A 19,654-nucleotide genomic window follows, 5' to 3' on the forward strand; every position below is an offset into this window, starting at 1 on the left:
GGTTAATTCCAGGTACCTTACCGATTTCCTCACCAATTCGAGGGTTCGGCGGACACCCATGGGCACGTGCGACTTTGGGCTGAGTGGGAAATAAGAATATTCGCCTTCATAATCAAGCGATTTTTTGATCTCGGGCTAAAAAAATAATTGAACAAGACGAGCCAATTTGTTCAACATTCCGAAACAGCCTGAGGGGTGCCATGGATACCTTGACCCGCATACGTGCCTTCATCGATGTCGTCGAGGCCGAAGGCTTCTCCGCCGCGGCAAGACGCACCGGCCGCTCAAAGGCGCTGCTCTCCAAATATGTGCGCGAACTGGAAGATGAGCTCGGCGCCCTGCTACTCAACCGCACCACCCGGCAATTCTCCATGACCGAAGCCGGCCATACCTATTACCGCACCGCCTCCGATATCTTAAAGGAGATCGACAACCTCGCCGATCTCGTGCGTGAGAACAATGCACAGCTCAAAGGACGGCTACGCATTTCCGTGCCGCGCACCTTCGTTGATGCCGATGTCGGCCAGTCGCTGATCGATTTCGCCAAGGAGAACCCGGATCTTTCACTGGAGATCGCCGCCGATGACCGGTTCGTCGATCTGATCGAGGAAAGCTTCGACGTGGCGATCCGCATCACCAAGCTCGAAGATTCCGGCATGATCGCCCGCAAGATCTCGGATTTCCGCATCCATATCTGCGCCACCCCCGAGTTTCTCGAGCGTCATCCCAACCTCGAGCATCCGACGGACCTTTCCAACGTCCCCTTCATCGTCGACACCAACGCGCGCACCCAGGCGAGCATCCGCTTCCACAATCCCGACAACACCTCATTCGCCGTCGCCGTATCCGGACCGATAGAGGTCAACAGTCCGCATGCAACATTACGCGCAGCACTCGCCGGCATCGGCATAGCCTTCATCCCGGATTTCATCGCCCGCAAGCCGATCGAGAGCGGCGAACTGGTCACGCTGTTCAACGATTACATCCCGACCGACCGCGGCATTTATGCCGTCTATCCACACCGGCGCTACCTGCCGGCCAAGGTAAGGATCTTCGTCGACTACCTGCACAACTGGTTCAAGAAGCATCCGTAGAGCATGTCGCGCAAAAGTGTGCAGCGGTTTTGCGCTAAAGGCATGCGAAGAACCAAAGATGCAAAGCGTGGCAAGCGAATCTGAAAGATCGCGACATGCTTTAGCGCAGTGCCCTTGCGAAGCGATGCGACATTCCGCCCTGCATCAACATCCGGCCCCGCGAAACCGATGCCGAGCCCGGTCCCAATTCCGTCCCAATTTCTGGCAAGAAGTCAGGGGCAGCGAACAGGGCAGCGAGATAGATGAGACATTCGAAAATACTGATCGCCGCGCTTCTTTCGCTGGCGCCGACCGCCGCCTTTGCTCATCCGCACATCTTCGTGGAGGCGCGTCTCGAAGTCGTGGCCGGCAAGGACGGCAGTGTCGAGGAACTGCGCAACGTCTGGCGCTTCGACGAGGTCTTTTCGTCCTCCGTGGTCATGGATTTCGACAAGAACACCGACCTGAAGCTGGAGCCGAACGAGCTGACCGACGTCGGCAACACGGTCAAGAAGTCGCTTGCTGATTACGACTACTACATGAACCTGACGATCAACGGGAAAAACATCACCGTCCAGAAGCCCGACATCATCCATGTCGACTACAAGGATGGCCAACTGCTGATGTTCTTCGCGGTAAAGCCGGTGGAAAAGATGCCGCTGAAGGGCAGGCTCACTTTCGGCGTCTACGATCCGACGCTCTACACCTCGATCGATTTTCCGACAGACAACGAGCTTGCGATCGTCGGAGACGGCTTCAAGGCCTGCAAACATCAGGTGGTGCGGCCGGATGCCGACGAGGTGATCTCGCAAAACAAACAGTCGCTGACGGACGCCTTCTTCAACGATCCCACCGGCACCAACATGTCCAAACTCTTCGCCACCCGGCTGGAGGTCACATGCTGACGAAACGCCTGCCCCTCATCCTTTCCGCTGCGACCCTTGCGCTGGTAACGGCTGCAAGCCTCGCTCATGCGCAATCGCCGCTTGGCATCGGCACGGCGGAGCCGAGCTTCCAGCCGACTGGCGGGCCGTTTGCGCCACTATTTCTCTACGTCAATTACGAGCAGCAAGCCTTCTACCGGGCGCTGACCGGTGCCTTGAAGGCGATGCGCCAAGACCCCTGGCAGCTGGCATCGCTGATCGGCCTCTCTTTCGCCTATGGCGTCTTCCATGCCGCCGGCCCGGGCCACGGTAAGGCGGTCATCTCCTCCTACATGATCGCCAACGAGGTGGAGCTGAAGCGCGGCGTGGTGATTTCCTTCATTTCGGCCTTCGTCCAGGGCGTGATGGCGGTGGCGCTGGTCGGAGGCGCCTGGCTGGTGCTGCGCGGCACCGGCATTACGTTGACGGCGGCGACCCACGCGATGGAGATCTCAAGCTTCGTCATGGTCATCCTCTTCGGCGGCTGGCTGCTGTTCCGCAAACTGCGGTCGCTGGTGGGCAACATGCCGCGCCGCCGGCTGATGGCGACGCCGGCCGGTCCGGTCAGCATGATGCTCGACTGGAAGGACAATGCCGCCGAACGCCAGGCCTATGCCTTCAACGGCAAGGCGCAGGCTGTGGAAGCCGGCCACACCTTCGTTCCCGGCATGGTCTGTGAGACCTGCGGCAATGCCCATGTGCCTGATCCGTCCCTGCTCGCCGGCGACAGGTTCAGCGCCCGCGAGGCCTGGTCGGCGATCGTGGCCGTCGGTCTGCGCCCCTGCTCCGGCGCATTGCTGGTCATGACCTTCTCGCTGCTCAACGGGCTCTATCTCGGCGGCGTGCTTTCGGTCGCCGCCATGTCGCTCGGCACGGCGATCACCGTTTCCCTGCTTGCCACACTTGCCGTCACCGCCAAGAGTGCGGCCGTCCGCCTCTCCGGACGCGGCTCGACCGCCTCGATCTGGATCGGCAACGCCATCGAAATCCTCGGCGCCGTGCTCGTCATGCTGATGGGCGCCCTGCTGCTCGGGGCCTCGCTGCAGGGCTAGAGCAATTCCAGCAAAACTGCGCAGCGGTTTTGCGTCCGGAATTGCGCAATGCTGTAGACTTATTTCCCCCGGCTGCGCTGGTAGCGCGCCCGCAGCCAGAAAACTGCGAAAAACGCCATGATCAGGCAGATGCCGACGACGATCGCCAGCGTCGGCGAGAAATTGCCGATCCACAGCACGATGGTCGGCAGGAAATAGATGACGAGGGCGGCGCCAAGCAGGATGATGCCAGCGGCGGTCGCCTGCGAGCGGCTTTCCGGGCTCATACCAGCCTTTCCTTTTCAAGATCGGCGCGGATGTCCTGCAGGCGGCGGATCTGGTTGCCCTCGGCATCGAAATTCTCAGGCGAAAGCCAGGCTTCGAAGGCATCGTTGATCAGCGGCCATTCACTGTCGATCATCGAGAACCATGCGGTGTCGCGGTTGCGATGCTTGGAGATCATGTGCTGGCGGAAGACGCCTTCGAAGCCGAAGCCGTAACGGGCGGCCGTCGTCTTGCTCGCCTCATTCTTATTGTCGCATTTCCATTCGTAGCGGCGGTAGCCGAGATCCTCGAAGACATGCTTGGCCATCAGATAATGCGCCTCGGTCGAAAGCGGCGACCGCTTCATCTCAGGCCCATGTGCCACCCCGCCGATCTCGACGACGCCGTTTGCCGGGTCGGCGCGCATGTAATTCGCCATGCCCACAATCTTGCCGGTGGCATTGTCGCGGAAGATATGGGTGATCCAGCCGGACTTGGTGTTGACGGTTTCCAGCCAGCTGGCGAAATCGTCGATACCGGAGAAGTCGTCCTGCGCGAAATAGAGAAGCAGCGGATTGATGCCCATGCCGCCAAGCCCATCCCACAGCGCCTCAAGATGTTCGGCGCGCCGATAAGGCTCGACGGTGACGAAATGGCCCTTCAGCGTGACCGGCTTCGGCGCCGGGCAGCCCTTGAAATTTGCAAGATCGCGCATGTCCACTCCCCTTTTCGGAAGAGTGGATAGGCCAGCCGCCCGACAAAGGCAACCGGCCTAAAGCGCGTTGCGCTTTAGGCCCTTATTTCAACGCATGTCGTTGTCGCAAAACCGCTGCACACTTTTGCGCGACATGCTTTAGATGTCACTGTGACAAGGTCACCTTGGCGGAGGACACCGTTGCCTCGATATGGTCGACCAGCTGGTCAGCAAGTCCGAGGCGGCCGGCAAGCAGATCGAGATAACCGCGCTCGGCGCGCGAATCCGGGTCGATGGTGAGCCGCGAGGCGGTGTAAAGCTCGACACGCTGTTCTTCCGTCGTCGCGGCAGCAACGAGCGCATCGATATCCGTCGGCGAAGCGAGTTCCTGCTCGATGAAGGCCGCAGCCTCGCCGGTGACGTCCGCGGCCTTGACCTTGTCCATGATGAGGGCGCGTTCGGCATCGTCGATATGGCCGTCGGCCTTGGCGGCGGCGATCATCGCCCGGATCAGCACCAGCACGAATTCGTTGCTGCCGGCAGGCGACGCCGGCCCGAAACCGGACTCGGCAGGCGGCGGCAGGAGAACCGGGTTGTTTGCCGACGGCGCATCCGAGGGGGCTGCCGGCGCCTGCCCCGCCTGGTAATTCTTGTAGGCCTGGTAGCCGAGACCGGCAATGGCGGCAAGACCGCCGATCGCCAGTGCATTGCCGGCAATACCGCGGCCGGTCTTGGTGCCGAGAAGTACGGCGGCAATGGCGCCAGTCGCCAGCGGATTGTTCTTTGCCGTCTGCACGGCGTCGCCGGCCCTATCGCGGACGGAACCGCCAAGACCCGGCATCTGTGAACCCAAGAACTGGTCGAGAAGCTTCTTTGCGTCGAACATTCCTCGTCGTCTCCCTGTTTGAAACTGGAGGAGAACATAGGTTTGCGACGGCTGAAATACAAATAGGGGGAGCGGGATTGAGCCGTGAGGTTCGCCCGCCCCCTGCCAAAACTCAGGCCTTCAGCGCTGCCGCCTCTGCCGCGAGCTTGGTAATGCCAGCCCAGTCGCCAGCTGCAACCAGTTCCTTTGGCGCCACCCAGGAGCCGCCGACGCAGATGACGTTCGGCAGCGAGAGATAATCATGGGCGTTCTTCAGCGAAATGCCGCCGGTCGGGCAGAACAACGTGCCTGCAAGCGGCGAGGACAGCGCCTTGAGATAAGCGGCGCCACCGGCCTGCTCCGCCGGGAAGAACTTCAATACCTGGTAGCCTTCTTCCCGCAGCGCCATGACTTCGCTGGCGGTCGCGGCCCCCGGAAGCAGCGGCACGTCGGAATCGGCGGCGGCATCGAGCAGCTCTTGCGTCGTGCCGGGGCTGACGATGAACTTCGAACCGGCGGCGACGGCGGCTTCCCAATGGGCGACATTCAGGATCGTCCCGGCGCCGACTTCGGCGCCCTCGACCTCGGCAGCGACGGCGCGCACGGCTTCGAGTGCCGCCGGCGTGCGCATGGTGATCTCGATCGCCTTCAGCCCGCCCGCGACGAGCGCGCGGGCGAGCGGCACCGCTGACTTCGCATCGTCGACGATCAATACCGGAACGACAGGCTGGAGTTTCAGGATGGAAAGGAGCTTCTCTGTTTTCTCGCCCATGGTCGTGCGACTTCCTTGAAACGATTGAATTTGCATCCCGAATAACGCCCCCGCGGAACCTTGTCGAGATAAAACCGGACCGCATCACAAGAAGGGTATGAAATGCCTGGAAAGTGGGCTACCGTGCCGCAATCGTCACAAAAGGTTCACCGGCATGGCGAAAGAAATCGAGCGGAAGTTTCTTGTACGCAGCGATGGATGGCGTTCCGCCGTCGAGACGAAGTCTGTCCTCAGGCAGGGTTACATCGCCTCGATGGACGACCGTTCCGTGCGGGTGCGCATCCTCGACGGCAGGAAGGCGAGATTGACGATCAAGATCGGCCGCAGCACCATCACTCGTGACGAATTCGAATACGATATCCCAATCGCCGATGCCGAAGAGTTGCTGCTGAACGCGATCGGCGTCGTCATCGAGAAGACGCGCTACCGCGTTCCGCATGAGGGTTTCGTCTGGGAAGTCGACGTCTTTACCGGCGAGCATCGCGGACTGGTGATCGCCGAGGTGGAGATGACGGCGGAAACCGACGATCCGGCCCTGCCCGCTTGGCTCGGCCGCGAAGTAACCGGGGACTTCCGCTATTCCAACCAGGCCCTTGCCACAGAATACGGGCACGACAGGCATGGCCTATCGCATTCGGCCTGACGCCGATTTCACCGAAGCGTTCCGTAGCGTCGCCACCAAGCAGCTGGAACACGCCATCACTGTCCTCAGGAAGCGCCCGGACGGCGCGCATGAGGCGATCCATTCCTTCCGCAGGAACCTGAAGCGACTACGCTCGCTCTACCGCCTCGTGGCCCGCGAAATTCCGGATTTCCAAGCCCAAGAAAATGCGAGGCTGCGCGATGCCGCAAACTCGCTTTCGGCGATCCGCGACGCTACCGCCCTCATCGGCACCGCCCAATATCTGCAGCATGCAGCCCGCGGGAACGAGGAGAGCGAGGCGCTCGGCCGCATCGTCACCATCCTCGAAGGCCGCCGTGATTGGATGGCGGAAGCCGAAAGCGGCTTGGAACAGCGGCTCGCGGAAACCTCCGACGTTCTGAAGGAGGCGATCGCCGCCTTAGACGCCGTCTCCTTTGATGGCGGCCACCGCAAAAATGCACGCATGCTGGCGAAGAGCTGGCGCCGCATCGCGCTGAAGGCCAAGACCGCGCTTACAGCCTGTCACGGCGAGGCATCGGCCGACGATTTCCACGATCTGCGCAAACGCACCTACGACTATCGGCTCTACCATGCCCTTTTGCGCGACATCTGGCCGGGCGCGATGAAGGCCAAGCGCGATGCGGCCAGCGAACTCGTCGAGGATCTCGGCCACATCCATGATCTCACCGTACTCTCCGAACTGGTCGAGGCAGAACCGCAGCTCTTCACTCGCAATGACGACCTGACGCATCTGCTCGACATCATCATCTTCCGCCAGCAGGAAGACCGGCGGCAAGCGCTGATCAAAGCCGAAGCCGTCTTCGCCGATGATGCCGACGAGGAAGCCCAGCGCATCGAGCTTCTCTGGCTGATGGCCGGGAGTTGAGAGACAGCGAAACTGGAAGTGCCTGCGCGTTGCTCTGCATTTCCTGCAATATCACAAAGAACCCTGTTGACCTCAACCAATCTTGAGGTCCTAGCTTGCGGTGGTCAAACAAGCAGAGACCTGATCCGCGAGGAAAAAATGACCGCCGAAAATGCCGCGATGCCGAAGGTACTCGGGCTCTACGAAACACATCTGACCGTTGCCGATCTCAAGACCTCTACGGAATTCTACCGCGATGTCGTCGGGCTCGAACTCGCAGCGTCGTTCGAGGAGCGCAAAGTCACTTTCCTCTGGGTGGACGACAGGAAGACCGGTATGCTCGGCCTTTGGGAAACCGGAACCGGGCCGCTGAAGATGCGGCTGCACATCGCCTTCCACATGACCGCCGATGGCGTGCTGCAGGCGCCTGACATTCTCAGGGCAAAGGGCGTGGAACCTCTCGGCTTTACCGGTGAACCGGTAACGGAGCCGGTGGTTCTCGGCTGGATGCCGGCGCTGTCGATCTATTTCAAGGATCCGGACGGGCACTCGATCGAGTTCATCAGCGTTCTCGACGCCGACCCCGACCGGAGCTTCGGCGTGCGGCCGTTTTCCGAATGGCAGGCGCAGGGATAATCGATTACCTGTCAAGGCCGCCACCGGCGAAGGCAATTGCGCCGCCCGCTGATTTTCTGTATTTCCGGCCCATGACCGACAGCCTGACACACACCAGCCCGTTCCTCGTGGCCGCACTTTACCATTTCGTTTCCGTGCCGCGCTTTGCCAGCCTGCAGGCACCGCTGCAGACGCTTTGCGAGGAGAACGGCGTCAAGGGAACGCTGCTTCTGGCGCACGAGGGCATCAATGGCACGATCGCAGGCCCGGATGCCGGCATTCACGCCGCGCTCGCCTTCCTGCGCGCCCAGCCGGAATTTTCAGGTCTGGAGCACAAGGAAAGCCGCGCCTCGAAAATGCCCTTCCTGCGCATGAAGGTGAAGCTGAAGAAGGAAATCGTCACCATGGGCGTCGAGGACATCGACCCCAACAAGGTGGTCGGAACCTATGTGGCGGCCAAGGACTGGAATGCGCTGATCTCCGATCCCGATACGATCATCATCGACACCCGCAACAATTACGAGACGGCAATCGGCACCTTTCGCGGCGCGCTTGACCCGAAGACCAAGACCTTCCGTGAATTTCCCGATTGGGTGCGCAGCAATCCCGGCCTGCACAACAAGCCGAAGGTCGCCATGTACTGCACCGGCGGCATACGTTGCGAGAAGGCCACCGCTTTCATGAAGGCTGAGGGCTTCGACGAGGTCTATCATCTGAAGGGCGGCATCCTGAAATATCTGGAGGAAGTGCCGCAGGAGGAAAGCCTCTGGGATGGCGCCTGCTTCGTCTTCGACGAGCGCGTCTCCGTCGAGCACGGTCTGAAGGAAGGCGAACACAGGCTGTGCCATGCCTGCCGCAACCCGATCACCGCAGAAGAAATCACCTCACCGCTCTACGAGGAAGGCGTTTCCTGCAGCCACTGCTATCATAAGCGCACGGAGGAAGACCGGCTGCGTTACCGTCAGCGGCAGCACCAGATCGCCCTCGCGAAAAAGCGTGGCCAGCGACATATCGGCAGCTAAGCCGGGATTCCGGTTGGAACAGCCTTGCTGTCTGAGGATCAGGCCCACCAGTCAGACAGCGCTGATGCGGCGCCGAGCTTCCGGCTCCGCTGCACGCCGCTCGTTCAGCATCTCGGTGATAAGGTCTGATGTCACAGGCTTTCCGAACCAATAGCCCTGCAGGCAGTCGCAGCCGAACAGGCGCATGGCTATCGCCTGCTCCTCGGTCTCGATGCCTTCGGCCGTCACCGGAATGTCGAGCGAGCGGGCAAGCGCTACCGTCGCCTGCAGCATCTCGCGCTGGCGTTTGTCCTCGTTGACACCCATGACCAGCGAGCGGTCGATCTTGATGCGGTCGAAGCCGAACTGCCTGAGATAACCGATCGAGGAGAAGCCGGAGCCAAAATCGTCGAGCGCCACCTTGACCCCCAGCCCCTTCAGCCGTTCGATCGACTGGCGGGTGCGCTGCGGATTCTGGATCATGTAGCCTTCGGTGATCTCGAGCGTGATACGACCGGCCTCGATCTCCGTCTGCTTCAGCACGTAGCGCACATAGTCGGTAAAGGCGGGATTGCGGAACTGGCCGGGCGAGACGTTGACCGAGACGTTGAGGTCCGGCCATTGCTTGGCTGTCTCACAGGCTTTGCGCAGCACGAACAGGCCAAGTGATTCGATGAGGCCGCTGGTCTCGGCGATCGGGATGAACAGCTCGGGCGAAACAGGGCCATGGCCCGGACGGTTCCAGCGCACCAGCGCCTCGACGCCGGTCATCGCATGCGTCGCCGCATCGATCAGCGGCTGGTAGGCAAGCGTCAGGTCGCCGCTTTCGATGGCGATCCGGAGATCGAGCTCCAGCGCATTGCGCTGCTCTCGATCGGCGTCCATCGACGGGTCGTAGAGCGTCATGCGCGCGCGGCCGGCCTCCTTCGCCTTGTACATGGCAAGGTCGGAACGGCGCACCAGCTCCTCACGCCCGATCGCCCCGAAAGGCGACATGGCGATACCAATGCTTGCCCCGACGACGACGACACGGCGACCGATCTCCAATGGCTCGACGAGAAAATCGAGGATCTGCTCGGCAAGCTGCAGGGCGGCGGCATTCTCGCTGTTGGAGAGAAAGGCGATCGCAAATTCATCGCCGCCGATACGGGCAAGAACCGCACCTTGCGGAATGAGCACGTCGAGCCCGGCCGCGACCGCGCGGATCAACTGGTCACCGGTGCCGTGGCCATAGCTGTCATTGACTTCCTTGAAGCCATCAAGGTCGAGATAGAGGAGCAGCACGTTGCGCTTGGTCTGGCGTGCCTCGACGACAAAACGATCGACGGCGAGACCGAGGCCGTCGCGATTGGAAAGGCCGCTCAGCCTGTCGCGCAGCGCCTCCTCGCGGGCGCTGCCTTCCTCCGCCTTCAGGCGGCGGCCGGCAAGCCAGCCGATGACCAGCAGCACTGCGAAAAACAATCCGACGAGGCCGAGCGCCTGGATGACCATCGGTCGCACCTGTGCATAGGCGATATCGCCGGGTGAACGCGAGGCCCAGACGAGCTTGCCGAGCGTTGCCCCCGTCGGATCGACGATCGGTACGCGATAGTCGGCCGCAAAGCTCGGCGGCGCCAGCCTCAGCCCGCCGATGACATAGGTCTGGCCGAGAGCAGTCACCCTGTCGTCATCGAGATGGCGGGCGAAAACGAGGTAGCGGTGCTGGCCGGCGGGCACATCAAGCGCACCGGACTTTTTCCGAACCAGTGCCACGCCGACGGCGGCAATGCCCCGTTTGGTGGTGACGAAACCGATCGCCTGGGGACGATCGGCCGGACCGGCCGCCTTCACCGTGTCGAGCAGGCTCCAGAGCGACGGCGCGAAGAAATCCGTGAGCGGCTCCTCCATCGGCTTGCCGTCCCGATAGGCCATGATCGCCTGCTTCTCACCATTGATGACGATCGCCATGTCGAACAGCGAGCTGTTGACCGACATCTCGCCGTAATTGCTCACCGTCCAGGCCATGCCGTCAGGCGCGTAGACGTTGACGGCGGCGTCGTCCCAGGCGGCGTAATCGTCGAGCGTCGCGCCGAGCTGATCTTCGAAGGTCTTCAGCGCGCCGACCGTCGTTTCGCGCGAGCGCTCGTCATCGAGGAGATTGGCATTTTCAGCCACGCGTTCGAGCGCCGTCAGCACCATGACGGTGACGACTGCGACGATGACCGCGAAGGAGAAAAGCACGCCGGTGACGGTGATGTGACGGCTTACTCCCGATCCTTTGCTCTGCGACTTTCCGGCTGTCTGCATTACGACTCCCTGACCGTCGGACTTTGCCAGCCAAGGGTTCAAAAACGTTTAAGCAACCGGCTGTTGCAGGTTTCTGACGAGCTATTTTTGTGCCCCGCCTGAGGACGCACCCCTTAACCCGGCTTATGATTGCCCTTCGGGAATTTGGCCGCGAGTTCGCGATACCATTTGCCGCTCTTTTTTACCGTACGCACCTGGGTCTCATAATCGACATGGACCAGACCGAAGCGCATGCGGTAGCCTTCCGCCCATTCGAAATTGTCCATCAGGCTCCAGGCGAAATAGCCGCGTAGGGGATAGCCGTCCTTGATGAGGCCGGCAACAATTTCGAGGTGATCGCCGACATAGTCGAGGCGCATCGTGTCGTCGACCTCGCCGTCGATGACATCGGTGTTGTCGCAGGCGCCGTTCTCGGTGATGTAGCATTCCGGCAGTTCGTAGCGACGGTAGAGGTCCTCGACCGAGAGCTTCAGGCCCGGCGCATAGATTTCCCAGCCAATATCGGTCTTGACGTCGCTTGCCGGCGGCGCTTCCACCGTCCAGGGGAAATCGCCTTTGCGTTCGGCATCATCAGTGACCCGCTCGGGCTTGTAGTAGTTCAGGCCCCACCAGTCGAGTTTCTGGCTGATAAGCTTCAAGTCGCCATCTTCGATGACAGGCATGCGGTCGCCGAGCGCCTCGACGAATTCCTTCGGATACTCGCCCTTGAAGACGGGATCGAAGAAGGCGCCGTTGTGGAACTGATGCGCACGCTCGCCGGCGGCTAGATCGGCCGGGCTGTCGGAGCCGGGAATGACCGAAGCGGCGTTGAGCACAAGCCCGACGGGCACATTTGGGGCTTCCGAGCGGATCGCCTCGACGCCGAGACCGTGGGCAAGGTTCATGTAGTGCATGGCGTGAAGGGCGGCCTGCATGTTGCGCTCGCCCGGAGCATGGATGCCGTAGAGATGGCTGAGCCAGACGATGCACCAGGGTTCGTTGAAGGTCGCGACCCGGTCGAGGCGATCGCCAAGGCGGTTCATCACCGTTTTGGCATAGCGCTGAAACGCATAGGCGGTCGAGCGCGCCGTCCAACCGCCCTCGCCGGCGAGCAACAGAGGCAGATCCCAGTGGTAGAGCGTCGCGAAGGTCTTGATGCCGCGCGCCTTGCAGCCGTCGACCAGCCGATCGTAGAAATCGAGGCCGGCCTCGTTCACCGGACCCGTGCCTTCGGGGATAATGCGCGGCCAGGCAATCGAGAACCGATAGGCTTCGACACCCATTTCCTTGATGAGATCGAGGTCCTGTTCCAGCCTGTTGTAGTGATCGCAGGCAACGTCGCCGTTATCGCGATTATGGACGCGGCCAGGCATATTGCAGAAAGCATCCCAGATGGATGGCTTGCGGCCATCGGCTTTGCTGGCGCCTTCGATCTGGAAGGCAGCGGTGGCAACGCCGAAAGTGAACTCGCCGGGAAAGCGCTCCGCGAGTTTCTTCGGATCGATCATCTGTAAATCCTATCTCTCAGGTTGAGCCGTTTGCGCCGGATTTAGCCAAGCCCGAAGGCAAAGTACAGGCTGACCGGAAGAAAAACTGCAACGTTGCAGGAGGAAAAACAGAACAGCTGCACCGCCGTTGCAGCCGCCCCTCCCCCACCACGGAGCTGCCCTCATAACGGCAATGTCAGCAGTCGTGATTTGGCCGTTGAGACCGCGATCCTTACACGGGGAAATGGCATCACAAATATGAAAGGAATCCAATGCTCTCTTCGGTCCATTCGCTGCAGCCTCATCTGCTGAGCCTGTTGCGCATTGTCTCGTCACTTGTACTTTTCAGCTACGGAACACAGAAGATCCTGCATTTTCCGGCTGCGGCAAGTGTGCCGCCCGCGGGCTCGCTCTCCTGGATTGCCGGGCTGCTCGAACTCACCCTCGGCTTCCTGGTCCTGGTGGGATTCCAGACCCGTATCGCAGCCTTCGTGCTCTCCGGCCTGATGGCCTTCGCCTATTTCATCGGGCACGCCTCGAAGGGCATCTACCCCGCACAGAACGGCGGCGTTGCGGCGATCCTGTTCTGCTTCGTGTTTCTTTATCTGGTGGCGGCAGGCGCCGGACCCTTGAGCGTCGATAACCTACTGAAGCGTGGCCGCACCGCTGCTGCCTGACCAAAAATAAAATAAAACGCCGAGGCGACTTGAGATCGCCTCGGCGTTTTTCATTGGGCCACGCGGATCGGTAAATTCACACCTTGATCCAGGCGCCGTTCTTCTTCGAAGACGCGACACAGGCTTCGACGAAGGCCACACCCTTCACGCCGTCATCGACTGTGGGATAGACCACCGCCTTGTCGACGGCCTTGCCCTTCTTGCGGGCGTTGATCGCATGCGCGGCTTCCGTATAGATCGTCCCAAAGGCTTCGAGATAACCTTCCGGATGCCCTGATGGCACGCGCGTGACACGGCCGGCAGCAGCGCCCGAACCGGCGCCGCCCCGAGTGATCAGCCGCTTCGGCTCGCCGAAAGGCGTGTACCACAAGTAATTCGGGTCCTTCTGGGTCCATTCCAGCCCGCCCTTGGTGCCGTAGACACGCACCATCAGGCCGTTTTCATGGCCGGGCGCAACCTGGCTGCACCAGAGCATGCCCTTGGCCGGCTTCTCCGAGCCCTTCGCCTTGAAGCGCAGCATGACATGCGCATTATCGTCCAGCCGGCGGCCCGGAACGAAACTGTCGAGATCGGCGGCAAGGCTGTCGAGTTCCAGGCCAGTGATGAAAGCGGCAAGATTGTAGGCATGCGTGCCGATATCGCCGGTCGAGCCGCCGACGCCGGACTGCGCCGGATCGGTGCGCCAAGCGGCCTGTTTCTGGCCGGTTTGCTCGACTGCTTCCGTCAGCCAGTCCTGCGGATATTCGGCCTGGACGACACGAATGTCGCCGAGCTCGCCATTCGCAACCATCTCCCGCGCCTGGCGGACCATCGGATAGCCGGTGTAATTATGCGTCAGCACGAAGAGCGCGCCGCCCTCGTCGGCGATCTTCTTCAGCTTCTTCGCATCGGCAAGGTTGGATGTCAGCGGCTTGTCGCAGATGACATGAATGCCGCGCTTCAGGAATTCCTTGGCCGCATCGTAGTGAACATGGTTCGGCGTGACGATTGCCACCGCCTCGATGCCATTCTTCAGCTTCGCCTCGCGGATCGCCATCTCGCGATAGCTGGAATAGGTCCGCGACGGATCGAGGCCGAGGTCGCGGCCGGATGCGATCGCCTTTTCGGGCGAAGCCGACAGCGCGCCGGCGATGAGATCGTACTGATCGTCGATACGTGCCGCGATACGGTGCACCGCGCCGATAAACGCGCCCGCGCCGCCGCCCACCATGCCGAGCCGGATGCGCGGCTCACGTGTCTGTTCGGATGATGCTTCGATTGCCATTGATTCCTCCTGAATTTTTCTTCCCTTCTCCCCTCGGGGGTTCGAAGGACGGGTTGAGCCCCGTGGCTCAACCCCGGTCGGTGGCCCGGAGGGCCGGATGAGGGGGCCTGGCGACAGATATGCCTTTCGCTTGTCGCTCAAGGCATTCGTCGCTATCGCGCCTCATCCCCCTCATCTGCCCTTACGAGCACCTTCTCCCCACTCGGGAGAAGGGAATAGAAGCTTAGAGCCCCAGCATCCGCCGGTTCGCCGCCTGATCCGTGCCGCTGCCGGCGAAATCGTCGAAGGCTTTTTCGGTGACGCGGATGATATGGGCGGCAACGAATTCGGCGCCTTCGCGGGCACCGTCCTCCGGATGCTTCAGCGCGCACTCCCATTCGACCACGGCCCAGCCGTCGAAATTGTTCGCCGTCATCTTCGAGAACACCGCGCCGAAATCGACCTGGCCGTCGCCGAGCGAACGGAACCGGCCGGCGCGTTCGACCCAGCCCTGATAGCCACCGTAGACGCCCTGGCGACCGGTCGGATTGAACTCAGCATCCTTGACGTGGAACATCTTGATGCGGTCTTTGTAGATGTCGATGTTGTCGAGATAATCGAGGCACTGCAGGACGTAGTGCGAGGGATCGTAGAGCATGTTGGCGCGCGGATGGTTCTTCACCCGCTCCAGGAACATCTCGAAGGTGATGCCGTCATGGAGGTCTTCGCCCGGGTGGATCTCGTAGCAGACATCAATACCGTTCTCGTCCGCATGGTTGAGGATCGGCGTCCAGCGGCGGGCGAGTTCGTCGAAGGCGGTCTCGACCAGACCGGCAGGACGCTGCGGCCAGGGATAGATGAAGGGCCAGGCAAGCGCGCCGGAGAAGGTCGCATGCGCCTTGAGCCCGAGGTTTTTGGATGCCGTCAGCGCCATCTTGACCTGCTCGACAGCCCATTCCTGACGCGCCTTCGGATTGCCGCGCACCTCCGGTGCGGCAAACCCGTCGAAGGCTTCGTCATAGGCCGGGTGAACGGCGACGAGCTGTCCTTGCAGATGCGTGGAGAGTTCGGTGATCTCGATGCCGTTTTCGCGCGCCTTGCCGGCGAATTCGTCGCAATAGTCCTTGGACGTGGCGGCCTTCTTCAGATCGATCAGCTGGCTGGCCCAGGTCGGCACCTGGACGCCCTTGTAACCGATGTCGGCCGCCCATTTGGTGATCGCGTCCCACGAGTTGAAAGGAGCAGTATCGCCCGCGAACTGGCCAAGGAAAAGGCCGGGGCCCTTGATCGTCTTCATGTCAGATTCCTCCCTGAATATCGACCGTAAACGTTTCTGAAGTGTTGTAGCACGCAATTTGACGGGAGCAAGGCGCCTCCTCGCCCTTGGCTCGTGATTTGGCGCGAAGCCAGATGCGATATGGCGGCGAGCTAATCATGATGGGCTTTGGCGGGCAAGAGGTACGTGCAGCATTTTCGGCCACCCGCTCTATTGAAGCATAAAAAATGCGCCCATCCTTTCGAATGGGCGCACATCTCCAATGAATGGATCAGAACGGAGAATCCGGGAAGTAGAAGTCCTTGGCATTGTCCTTGGTGACGAGCGTCGCGTCGAGGATGTAGCTGCCRTGAACCGGGACCTGGTCGTAAAGTGCCGCCGCCGTCAGCTCCATCGCTGTGCCGACCATTGCCGGCGGATAGAGAACGTCGACCGGGATCAGCTTGTCGCCATCCATGACCTTCTTGACCATGTCCTTTGAGCCGGCGCCGGCGACGACATACTTGATGTCGGTGCGCTTGGCCTGCTCGATCGCCTGCAGAACGCCGACGGCCATGTCGTCGTCCTGGCACCATACGACGTCGATCTTCTGGTACTTGGTCAGATAGTCCTGCATGACCTTGAAGGCATCGTCGCGGTTCCAGTTGCCGTACTGGCGGTCAAGAACCTTGACGTTCGAGCCGGCAATGCCCTTGTCAAAGCCGTCCTGGCGCTGCTGGTCGATCGGGATCGGCAGACCGCGGATGATGACCACTTCGGCATCCGGCGTGGTGTCCTTGATGTACTTGCCGGCGACTTCGCCGAGAGCTGGGTTGTTGCCGGCGACATAGAGATCGCGCACGGAATTGTCGTTGTTGCTCGGCGCACGGTCGACGAGGGCGACGAACTTGCCCTTGCCCTTGACTTCCTTGATGGCGTTGACGAGCGGATCCGGATCCGACGGCAGGATGACGAGGGCGTCGATGCCCTGCGTATCGAGATCCTGCACGGCGTTGGCCTGGCTTGCGGCGTCCGGCGAGGTCTTGACGATGACGTTGAGACCGGGATGTTCGGCCATCAGCAGCTTGGCAACGCGTTCGGCATGGAACACCACGCCCGACGTCCAGCCGTGGTCGGCCGCCGGAATGGACACGCCGATCGTGAATTTCTTGTCCTGGGCGTGAGCGGCGCCGGCGAAGGTCACCGCCGCAACCGCCAGGCCCAACATCAATTTACGCATGCTATTTCCTCCCAATAATTCAGGGACTTTTCCATATCGGGACCGGACGCCCTGTAAGCCCGATCAATTGCAAGCCCGGTCAATTCATGATTTGCGCACCAGCGAGCGCTGGACGAACATGGCGATGATGATGATCGCACCCTGGATGGCGCCGATCAGATATTCGCTGATGAAATTCGAAAGCAACATGATGTTGCCGACCAGTTCGAGAATGAAGGCGCCGCAGATCGTGCCCCAGACCCTGCCCGCGCCGCCCTTGAGCGCCGTGCCGCCGACGACGACGGCCGTGATCGCCTGCAACTCCCACAGGATGCCCGTCGTCGCCGACGTCGAGCCGAGACGGGGAACATAGAGCAGCACGGCGATGGCGACGCACAGTCCCTGGATGACGAAGGCGATCGTCCTAACGCGATTGACCGCGATACCTGAATAGCGGGCGACATCGCTGTTTGATCCCACAGCGACGACGTGGCGCCCGTAGCGGGTGCGATAGAGGATGAAGGCCGCAACCGCCGTCACTGCCAGGATCACCACGATCGGCACGGGTATGCCGGCGACATTGCCGAAATAAGCAGGGCGATAGAGCGTCTGGATATCGGCGGAGCGAAGCGTGATCGCGCCGCCCTGGGACAGCCATGTCGTCAGGCCGCGATAGATACCCATCGTGCCGAGCGTCGCGATGAAGGGCTCGATCCTGCCCACCGTCGTGATCAGGCCGTTTGCCAGACCGCAGAGCGCGYCGGCGACGATCGTGAAGACGACCGCGACCGTCAGCATCAAAGCCGGGTTTGCGATGGCGCCCGAATTCATCAGCAGGATCATCAGGCTGGCGACGAAGGCCACCATCGAGCCGACAGACAAGTCGAGATCCCCTGCTGATATCACGAAGGTCGCACCGACCGCGATGATGGCGATGAAAGCGCTGCGCGTCGCGACATTGGCAAGGTTGGTAATGCCGATGAAATTCGGATTGACCAGGGCTCCGACGATCAGCAGCAGCGCAAGGGCGACGAAGGGTGCGACCGCACGCAGGTCGACATCCCGCCAGGATCGGCGCCGGATTTCCCTGGTCTCCTCGTTGACACTCATTTCCAAAACCAACCTCCCGTCCCATATTTTCTGGGCATCTTATGTGTCCTCCTGATCGGCAAAGCCCTGCTTCAGCCTTCAGGCGGCCGCCTTCTTCTTGAGCCCGGCGGCGTAACGCATGATCTCCTGCTCGGAAATCTCGTCTCCTTCGAGCACGCCGACGATACGCCCTTCGCGCATCACCGCCACTCTCGTGCAGAGGCCGATGACCTCCGGCATCTCCGAGGACACGACGATGATCGACCGGCCGTCCCGGGCGAGCGCCGAGATGAAATGATAGATCTGCTGTTTGGTGCCGACATCGATGCCGCGCGTCGGCTCGTCGATGATGATGATCTGAGGCTCGGTCTCCATGACCTTGGCCAGCAGCAGCTTCTGCTGGTTCCCCCCCGACATCCGGCCGGCGACGATATTACCGTCGCGAACCCTGATATCGAAGCGGCGCTTGGCCTTTGCCATCGCGGCCGCTTCGCTGCCCGGGCTCAGATAGCCGTGACGAGCGTGCCTTCCGAGCGATTGCAGTGTCAGATTGGTCACCATGCCGGAGCGCAGCAGCAGGCCTTTCGACTTGCGGTCCTTGGTCATGTAGGCGAGCCCGCAGCGATTGGCGGCATGCACGTCGCCGGAGGGAACAGTTTCCCCCTTGATGACCACCTCGCCCTCGAGACGGGTCCGCAATCCGGCGATCGCTTCCATCAGCTCGGTGCGGCCCGAGCCGATCATGCCGGAAAAACCGATGATCTCGCCCTTGCGCACCTCGAAGCTCGCATCCTTTACATAGCCCGTCGACACCGAGGCGACGCTGAGGACAATCTCCTCGTCGACATCAGGCTCGACCTTGGCGGGATAGAGGCTGGAGAGTTCGCGGCCAACCATAAGCTGTGCGATCGATTCCCCGTCCAGAATGGACGTCGCCGAAGTCTTGATCCACTGGCCGTCGCGCAGCACCGTGACGCGGTCGGTCAATTCCATCACCTCGTCGAGCTTGTGGGACACGAAGACGAAGCTGGTACCCTGGTCGCGAAGCTTGCGAACCTGCTTGAACAGCATATTGGTCTCTTCCCGCGACAGCACCGCGGTCGGCTCGTCCATGAACACCACCCGCGCATCGCGGCTGATCGCCTTGGCGATTTCGACCATTTGCTTGTCGGCGATGGAAAGCGTGCTGATCAGTGCATTCTCATCGACATGCGAACCGAGCACGTCGAGAACCTTGCGTGTCTCCGACCGCATATATTTGCGGTCGAGCATGCCGAAACGCGTGACTTCGCGCCCGAGAAAGAGGCTTTCCGTCACGGTCAGATGTTCGGCAAGGTTGAATTCCTGGTGAATGATGACGATGCCCAGCGCCTCGGCGGCGCCATTGGGCGGCAGGACGACGGGCTTGCCGTCGAGCAGGATTTCGCCGGAACTCGGCTGTTCGAAACCGGACAAAACCTTGACAAGCGTGGATTTGCCGGCGCCATTTTCACCCATGAGCGCATGGATTTCGCCGGCGCGGAGATCGAAGTTCACGCTGAAGAGGACCTGCACTCCACTGAAGGATTTGCATATGCGCCTGGCGGACAGCACCACGGGTGCGGTGTCGGCGATCTCCACGGTCATCTGATCCTCCCCAAAGCGGCTCCCCGTCCGCTCTGAAGCCTTATGTA

At 61.3% G+C, this 19,654-nt stretch carries 19 protein-coding genes; 8 read left to right on the top strand and 11 right to left on the bottom strand.

All coding sequences use genetic code 11. The features are described 5' to 3' along the window. Positions 1–200: 200 nt before the first annotated feature. From AC1D1Z_RS10615 to AC1D1Z_RS10625, 3 genes are all read left to right on the top strand, one after another. Positions 201–1,094, top strand: a complete 894-nt coding sequence (locus tag AC1D1Z_RS10615; protein WP_018446032.1) for a LysR family transcriptional regulator — start codon at positions 201–203, stop codon at positions 1,092–1,094. A gap of 242 nt (positions 1,095–1,336) precedes the next feature. Beyond that, the gene (locus AC1D1Z_RS10620) at positions 1,337–1,978 is read left to right on the top strand and encodes a DUF1007 family protein (protein ID WP_018446031.1); all 642 of its coding nucleotides are present in this window, start codon (positions 1,337–1,339) and stop codon (positions 1,976–1,978) included. Continuing rightward, positions 1,972–3,048 carry a nickel/cobalt transporter gene (locus AC1D1Z_RS10625; RefSeq protein ID WP_018243605.1) on the top strand — a complete coding sequence of 359 codons (1,077 nt, stop codon included), beginning with the start codon at positions 1,972–1,974 and terminating at the stop codon, positions 3,046–3,048. The genes AC1D1Z_RS10620 and AC1D1Z_RS10625 overlap by 7 nt, the downstream gene beginning before the upstream one ends. A gap of 59 nt (positions 3,049–3,107) precedes the next feature. Here the strand turns inward: AC1D1Z_RS10625 and AC1D1Z_RS10630 are convergent, their stop codons facing one another. From AC1D1Z_RS10630 to AC1D1Z_RS10645, 4 genes are all read right to left on the bottom strand, one after another. Next, on the bottom strand, positions 3,108–3,314 hold the full coding sequence (locus AC1D1Z_RS10630) for a hypothetical protein (protein ID WP_130653064.1): 207 nt from the start codon (positions 3,312–3,314) through the stop codon (positions 3,108–3,110). Then, positions 3,311–4,006, bottom strand: coding sequence for a GNAT family N-acetyltransferase (locus tag AC1D1Z_RS10635; RefSeq protein WP_130653065.1), 696 nt, complete (start codon positions 4,004–4,006; stop codon positions 3,311–3,313). The genes AC1D1Z_RS10630 and AC1D1Z_RS10635 overlap by 4 nt, the downstream gene beginning before the upstream one ends. A gap of 145 nt (positions 4,007–4,151) precedes the next feature. After that, the gene (locus AC1D1Z_RS10640; RefSeq protein ID WP_130653066.1) at positions 4,152–4,871 is read right to left on the bottom strand and encodes a tellurite resistance TerB family protein; all 720 of its coding nucleotides are present in this window, start codon (positions 4,869–4,871) and stop codon (positions 4,152–4,154) included. A gap of 112 nt (positions 4,872–4,983) precedes the next feature. Beyond that, entirely contained in the window at positions 4,984–5,622 is a 639-nt protein-coding gene (locus AC1D1Z_RS10645; RefSeq protein WP_018243609.1) for a 2-dehydro-3-deoxy-phosphogluconate aldolase, read from the bottom strand. Positions 5,623–5,776: 154 nt separating this feature from the next. On the opposite strand from AC1D1Z_RS10645, the gene AC1D1Z_RS10650 reads away from it, so the two are divergent. From AC1D1Z_RS10650 to trhO, 4 genes are all read left to right on the top strand, one after another. Beyond that, a complete protein-coding gene (locus AC1D1Z_RS10650; protein WP_018243610.1) occupies positions 5,777–6,265 on the top strand; it encodes a CYTH domain-containing protein in 489 nt (162 codons plus the stop codon). Then, positions 6,243–7,151, top strand: a complete 909-nt coding sequence (locus AC1D1Z_RS10655) for a CHAD domain-containing protein (protein ID WP_477850449.1) — start codon at positions 6,243–6,245, stop codon at positions 7,149–7,151. The genes AC1D1Z_RS10650 and AC1D1Z_RS10655 overlap by 23 nt, the downstream gene beginning before the upstream one ends. 138 nt (positions 7,152–7,289) lie before the next feature. Beyond that, complete coding sequence (locus tag AC1D1Z_RS10660) at positions 7,290–7,766, top strand: VOC family protein (RefSeq protein WP_130653068.1); 477 nt, start codon at positions 7,290–7,292, stop codon at positions 7,764–7,766. A 71-nt stretch (positions 7,767–7,837) separates the two neighbouring features. Further along, complete coding sequence (gene trhO / locus AC1D1Z_RS10665; RefSeq protein WP_130653069.1) at positions 7,838–8,767, top strand: oxygen-dependent tRNA uridine(34) hydroxylase TrhO; 930 nt, start codon at positions 7,838–7,840, stop codon at positions 8,765–8,767. Positions 8,768–8,818: 51 nt separating this feature from the next. On the opposite strand, the gene AC1D1Z_RS10670 is transcribed toward trhO, so the two are convergent. Together AC1D1Z_RS10670 and AC1D1Z_RS10675 are read right to left on the bottom strand one after the other, a co-directional pair. Further along, entirely contained in the window at positions 8,819–11,032 is a 2,214-nt protein-coding gene (locus tag AC1D1Z_RS10670) for a putative bifunctional diguanylate cyclase/phosphodiesterase (protein ID WP_130653070.1), read from the bottom strand. Between the two features lie 113 nt (positions 11,033–11,145). Then, positions 11,146–12,519 (bottom strand): GH1 family beta-glucosidase, encoded by a 1,374-nt coding sequence (locus AC1D1Z_RS10675; RefSeq protein ID WP_130653071.1) that lies wholly within the window; start codon positions 12,517–12,519, stop codon positions 11,146–11,148. Between the two features lie 251 nt (positions 12,520–12,770). Here AC1D1Z_RS10675 and AC1D1Z_RS10680 point away from each other — a divergent pair, with 251 nt between their 5' ends. Beyond that, positions 12,771–13,175: a DoxX family protein gene (locus AC1D1Z_RS10680; RefSeq protein ID WP_018243616.1), complete on the top strand. Its 405-nt coding sequence runs from the start codon at positions 12,771–12,773 to the stop codon at positions 13,173–13,175. Positions 13,176–13,251: 76 nt separating this feature from the next. On the opposite strand, the gene AC1D1Z_RS10685 is transcribed toward AC1D1Z_RS10680, so the two are convergent. The 5 genes from AC1D1Z_RS10685 to AC1D1Z_RS10705 all read right to left on the bottom strand — a co-directional run bounded on the left by AC1D1Z_RS10685 (position 13,252) and on the right by AC1D1Z_RS10705 (position 19,607). Next, entirely contained in the window at positions 13,252–14,439 is a 1,188-nt protein-coding gene (locus AC1D1Z_RS10685; protein WP_130751426.1) for a Gfo/Idh/MocA family protein, read from the bottom strand. Positions 14,440–14,662: 223 nt separating this feature from the next. Then, positions 14,663–15,715, bottom strand: coding sequence for a sugar phosphate isomerase/epimerase family protein (locus tag AC1D1Z_RS10690; protein ID WP_012759029.1), 1,053 nt, complete (start codon positions 15,713–15,715; stop codon positions 14,663–14,665). A gap of 250 nt (positions 15,716–15,965) precedes the next feature. Next, complete coding sequence (locus AC1D1Z_RS10695) at positions 15,966–16,913, bottom strand: substrate-binding domain-containing protein (protein WP_018072728.1); 948 nt, start codon at positions 16,911–16,913, stop codon at positions 15,966–15,968. Between the two features lie 84 nt (positions 16,914–16,997). After that, on the bottom strand, positions 16,998–18,002 hold the full coding sequence (locus AC1D1Z_RS10700) for an ABC transporter permease (RefSeq protein WP_477850455.1): 1,005 nt from the start codon (positions 18,000–18,002) through the stop codon (positions 16,998–17,000). Between the two features lie 78 nt (positions 18,003–18,080). Then, positions 18,081–19,607 (bottom strand): sugar ABC transporter ATP-binding protein, encoded by a 1,527-nt coding sequence (locus AC1D1Z_RS10705; RefSeq protein ID WP_018446022.1) that lies wholly within the window; start codon positions 19,605–19,607, stop codon positions 18,081–18,083. Between the last annotated feature and the right edge of the window lie 47 nt (positions 19,608–19,654).

This window comes from Rhizobium sp. P1_E1 (assembly GCF_056406015.1).

Excerpts from the sequence above, each read along its gene's own strand:
- AC1D1Z_RS10615 (WP_018446032.1), top strand. The coding sequence starts at position 201 with ATGGATACCTTGACCCGCATACGTGCCTTCATCGATGTCGTCGAGGCC.
- AC1D1Z_RS10620 (WP_018446031.1), top strand. The coding sequence starts at position 1,337 with ATGAGACATTCGAAAATACTGATCGCCGCGCTTCTTTCGCTGGCGCCG.
- AC1D1Z_RS10625 (WP_018243605.1), top strand. The coding sequence starts at position 1,972 with ATGCTGACGAAACGCCTGCCCCTCATCCTTTCCGCTGCGACCCTTGCG.
- AC1D1Z_RS10630 (WP_130653064.1), bottom strand. The coding sequence starts at position 3,314 with ATGAGCCCGGAAAGCCGCTCGCAGGCGACCGCCGCTGGCATCATCCTG.
- AC1D1Z_RS10635 (WP_130653065.1), bottom strand. The coding sequence starts at position 4,006 with ATGCGCGATCTTGCAAATTTCAAGGGCTGCCCGGCGCCGAAGCCGGTC.
- AC1D1Z_RS10640 (WP_130653066.1), bottom strand. The coding sequence starts at position 4,871 with ATGTTCGACGCAAAGAAGCTTCTCGACCAGTTCTTGGGTTCACAGATG.
- AC1D1Z_RS10645 (WP_018243609.1), bottom strand. The coding sequence starts at position 5,622 with ATGGGCGAGAAAACAGAGAAGCTCCTTTCCATCCTGAAACTCCAGCCT.
- AC1D1Z_RS10650 (WP_018243610.1), top strand. The coding sequence starts at position 5,777 with ATGGCGAAAGAAATCGAGCGGAAGTTTCTTGTACGCAGCGATGGATGG.
- AC1D1Z_RS10655 (WP_477850449.1), top strand. The coding sequence starts at position 6,243 with ATGGCCTATCGCATTCGGCCTGACGCCGATTTCACCGAAGCGTTCCGT.
- AC1D1Z_RS10660 (WP_130653068.1), top strand. The coding sequence starts at position 7,290 with ATGACCGCCGAAAATGCCGCGATGCCGAAGGTACTCGGGCTCTACGAA.
- trhO (WP_130653069.1), top strand. The coding sequence starts at position 7,838 with ATGACCGACAGCCTGACACACACCAGCCCGTTCCTCGTGGCCGCACTT.
- AC1D1Z_RS10670 (WP_130653070.1), bottom strand. The coding sequence starts at position 11,032 with ATGCAGACAGCCGGAAAGTCGCAGAGCAAAGGATCGGGAGTAAGCCGT.
- AC1D1Z_RS10675 (WP_130653071.1), bottom strand. The coding sequence starts at position 12,519 with ATGATCGATCCGAAGAAACTCGCGGAGCGCTTTCCCGGCGAGTTCACT.
- AC1D1Z_RS10680 (WP_018243616.1), top strand. The coding sequence starts at position 12,771 with ATGCTCTCTTCGGTCCATTCGCTGCAGCCTCATCTGCTGAGCCTGTTG.
- AC1D1Z_RS10685 (WP_130751426.1), bottom strand. The coding sequence starts at position 14,439 with ATGGCAATCGAAGCATCATCCGAACAGACACGTGAGCCGCGCATCCGG.
- AC1D1Z_RS10690 (WP_012759029.1), bottom strand. The coding sequence starts at position 15,715 with ATGAAGACGATCAAGGGCCCCGGCCTTTTCCTTGGCCAGTTCGCGGGC.
- AC1D1Z_RS10705 (WP_018446022.1), bottom strand. The coding sequence starts at position 19,607 with ATGACCGTGGAGATCGCCGACACCGCACCCGTGGTGCTGTCCGCCAGG.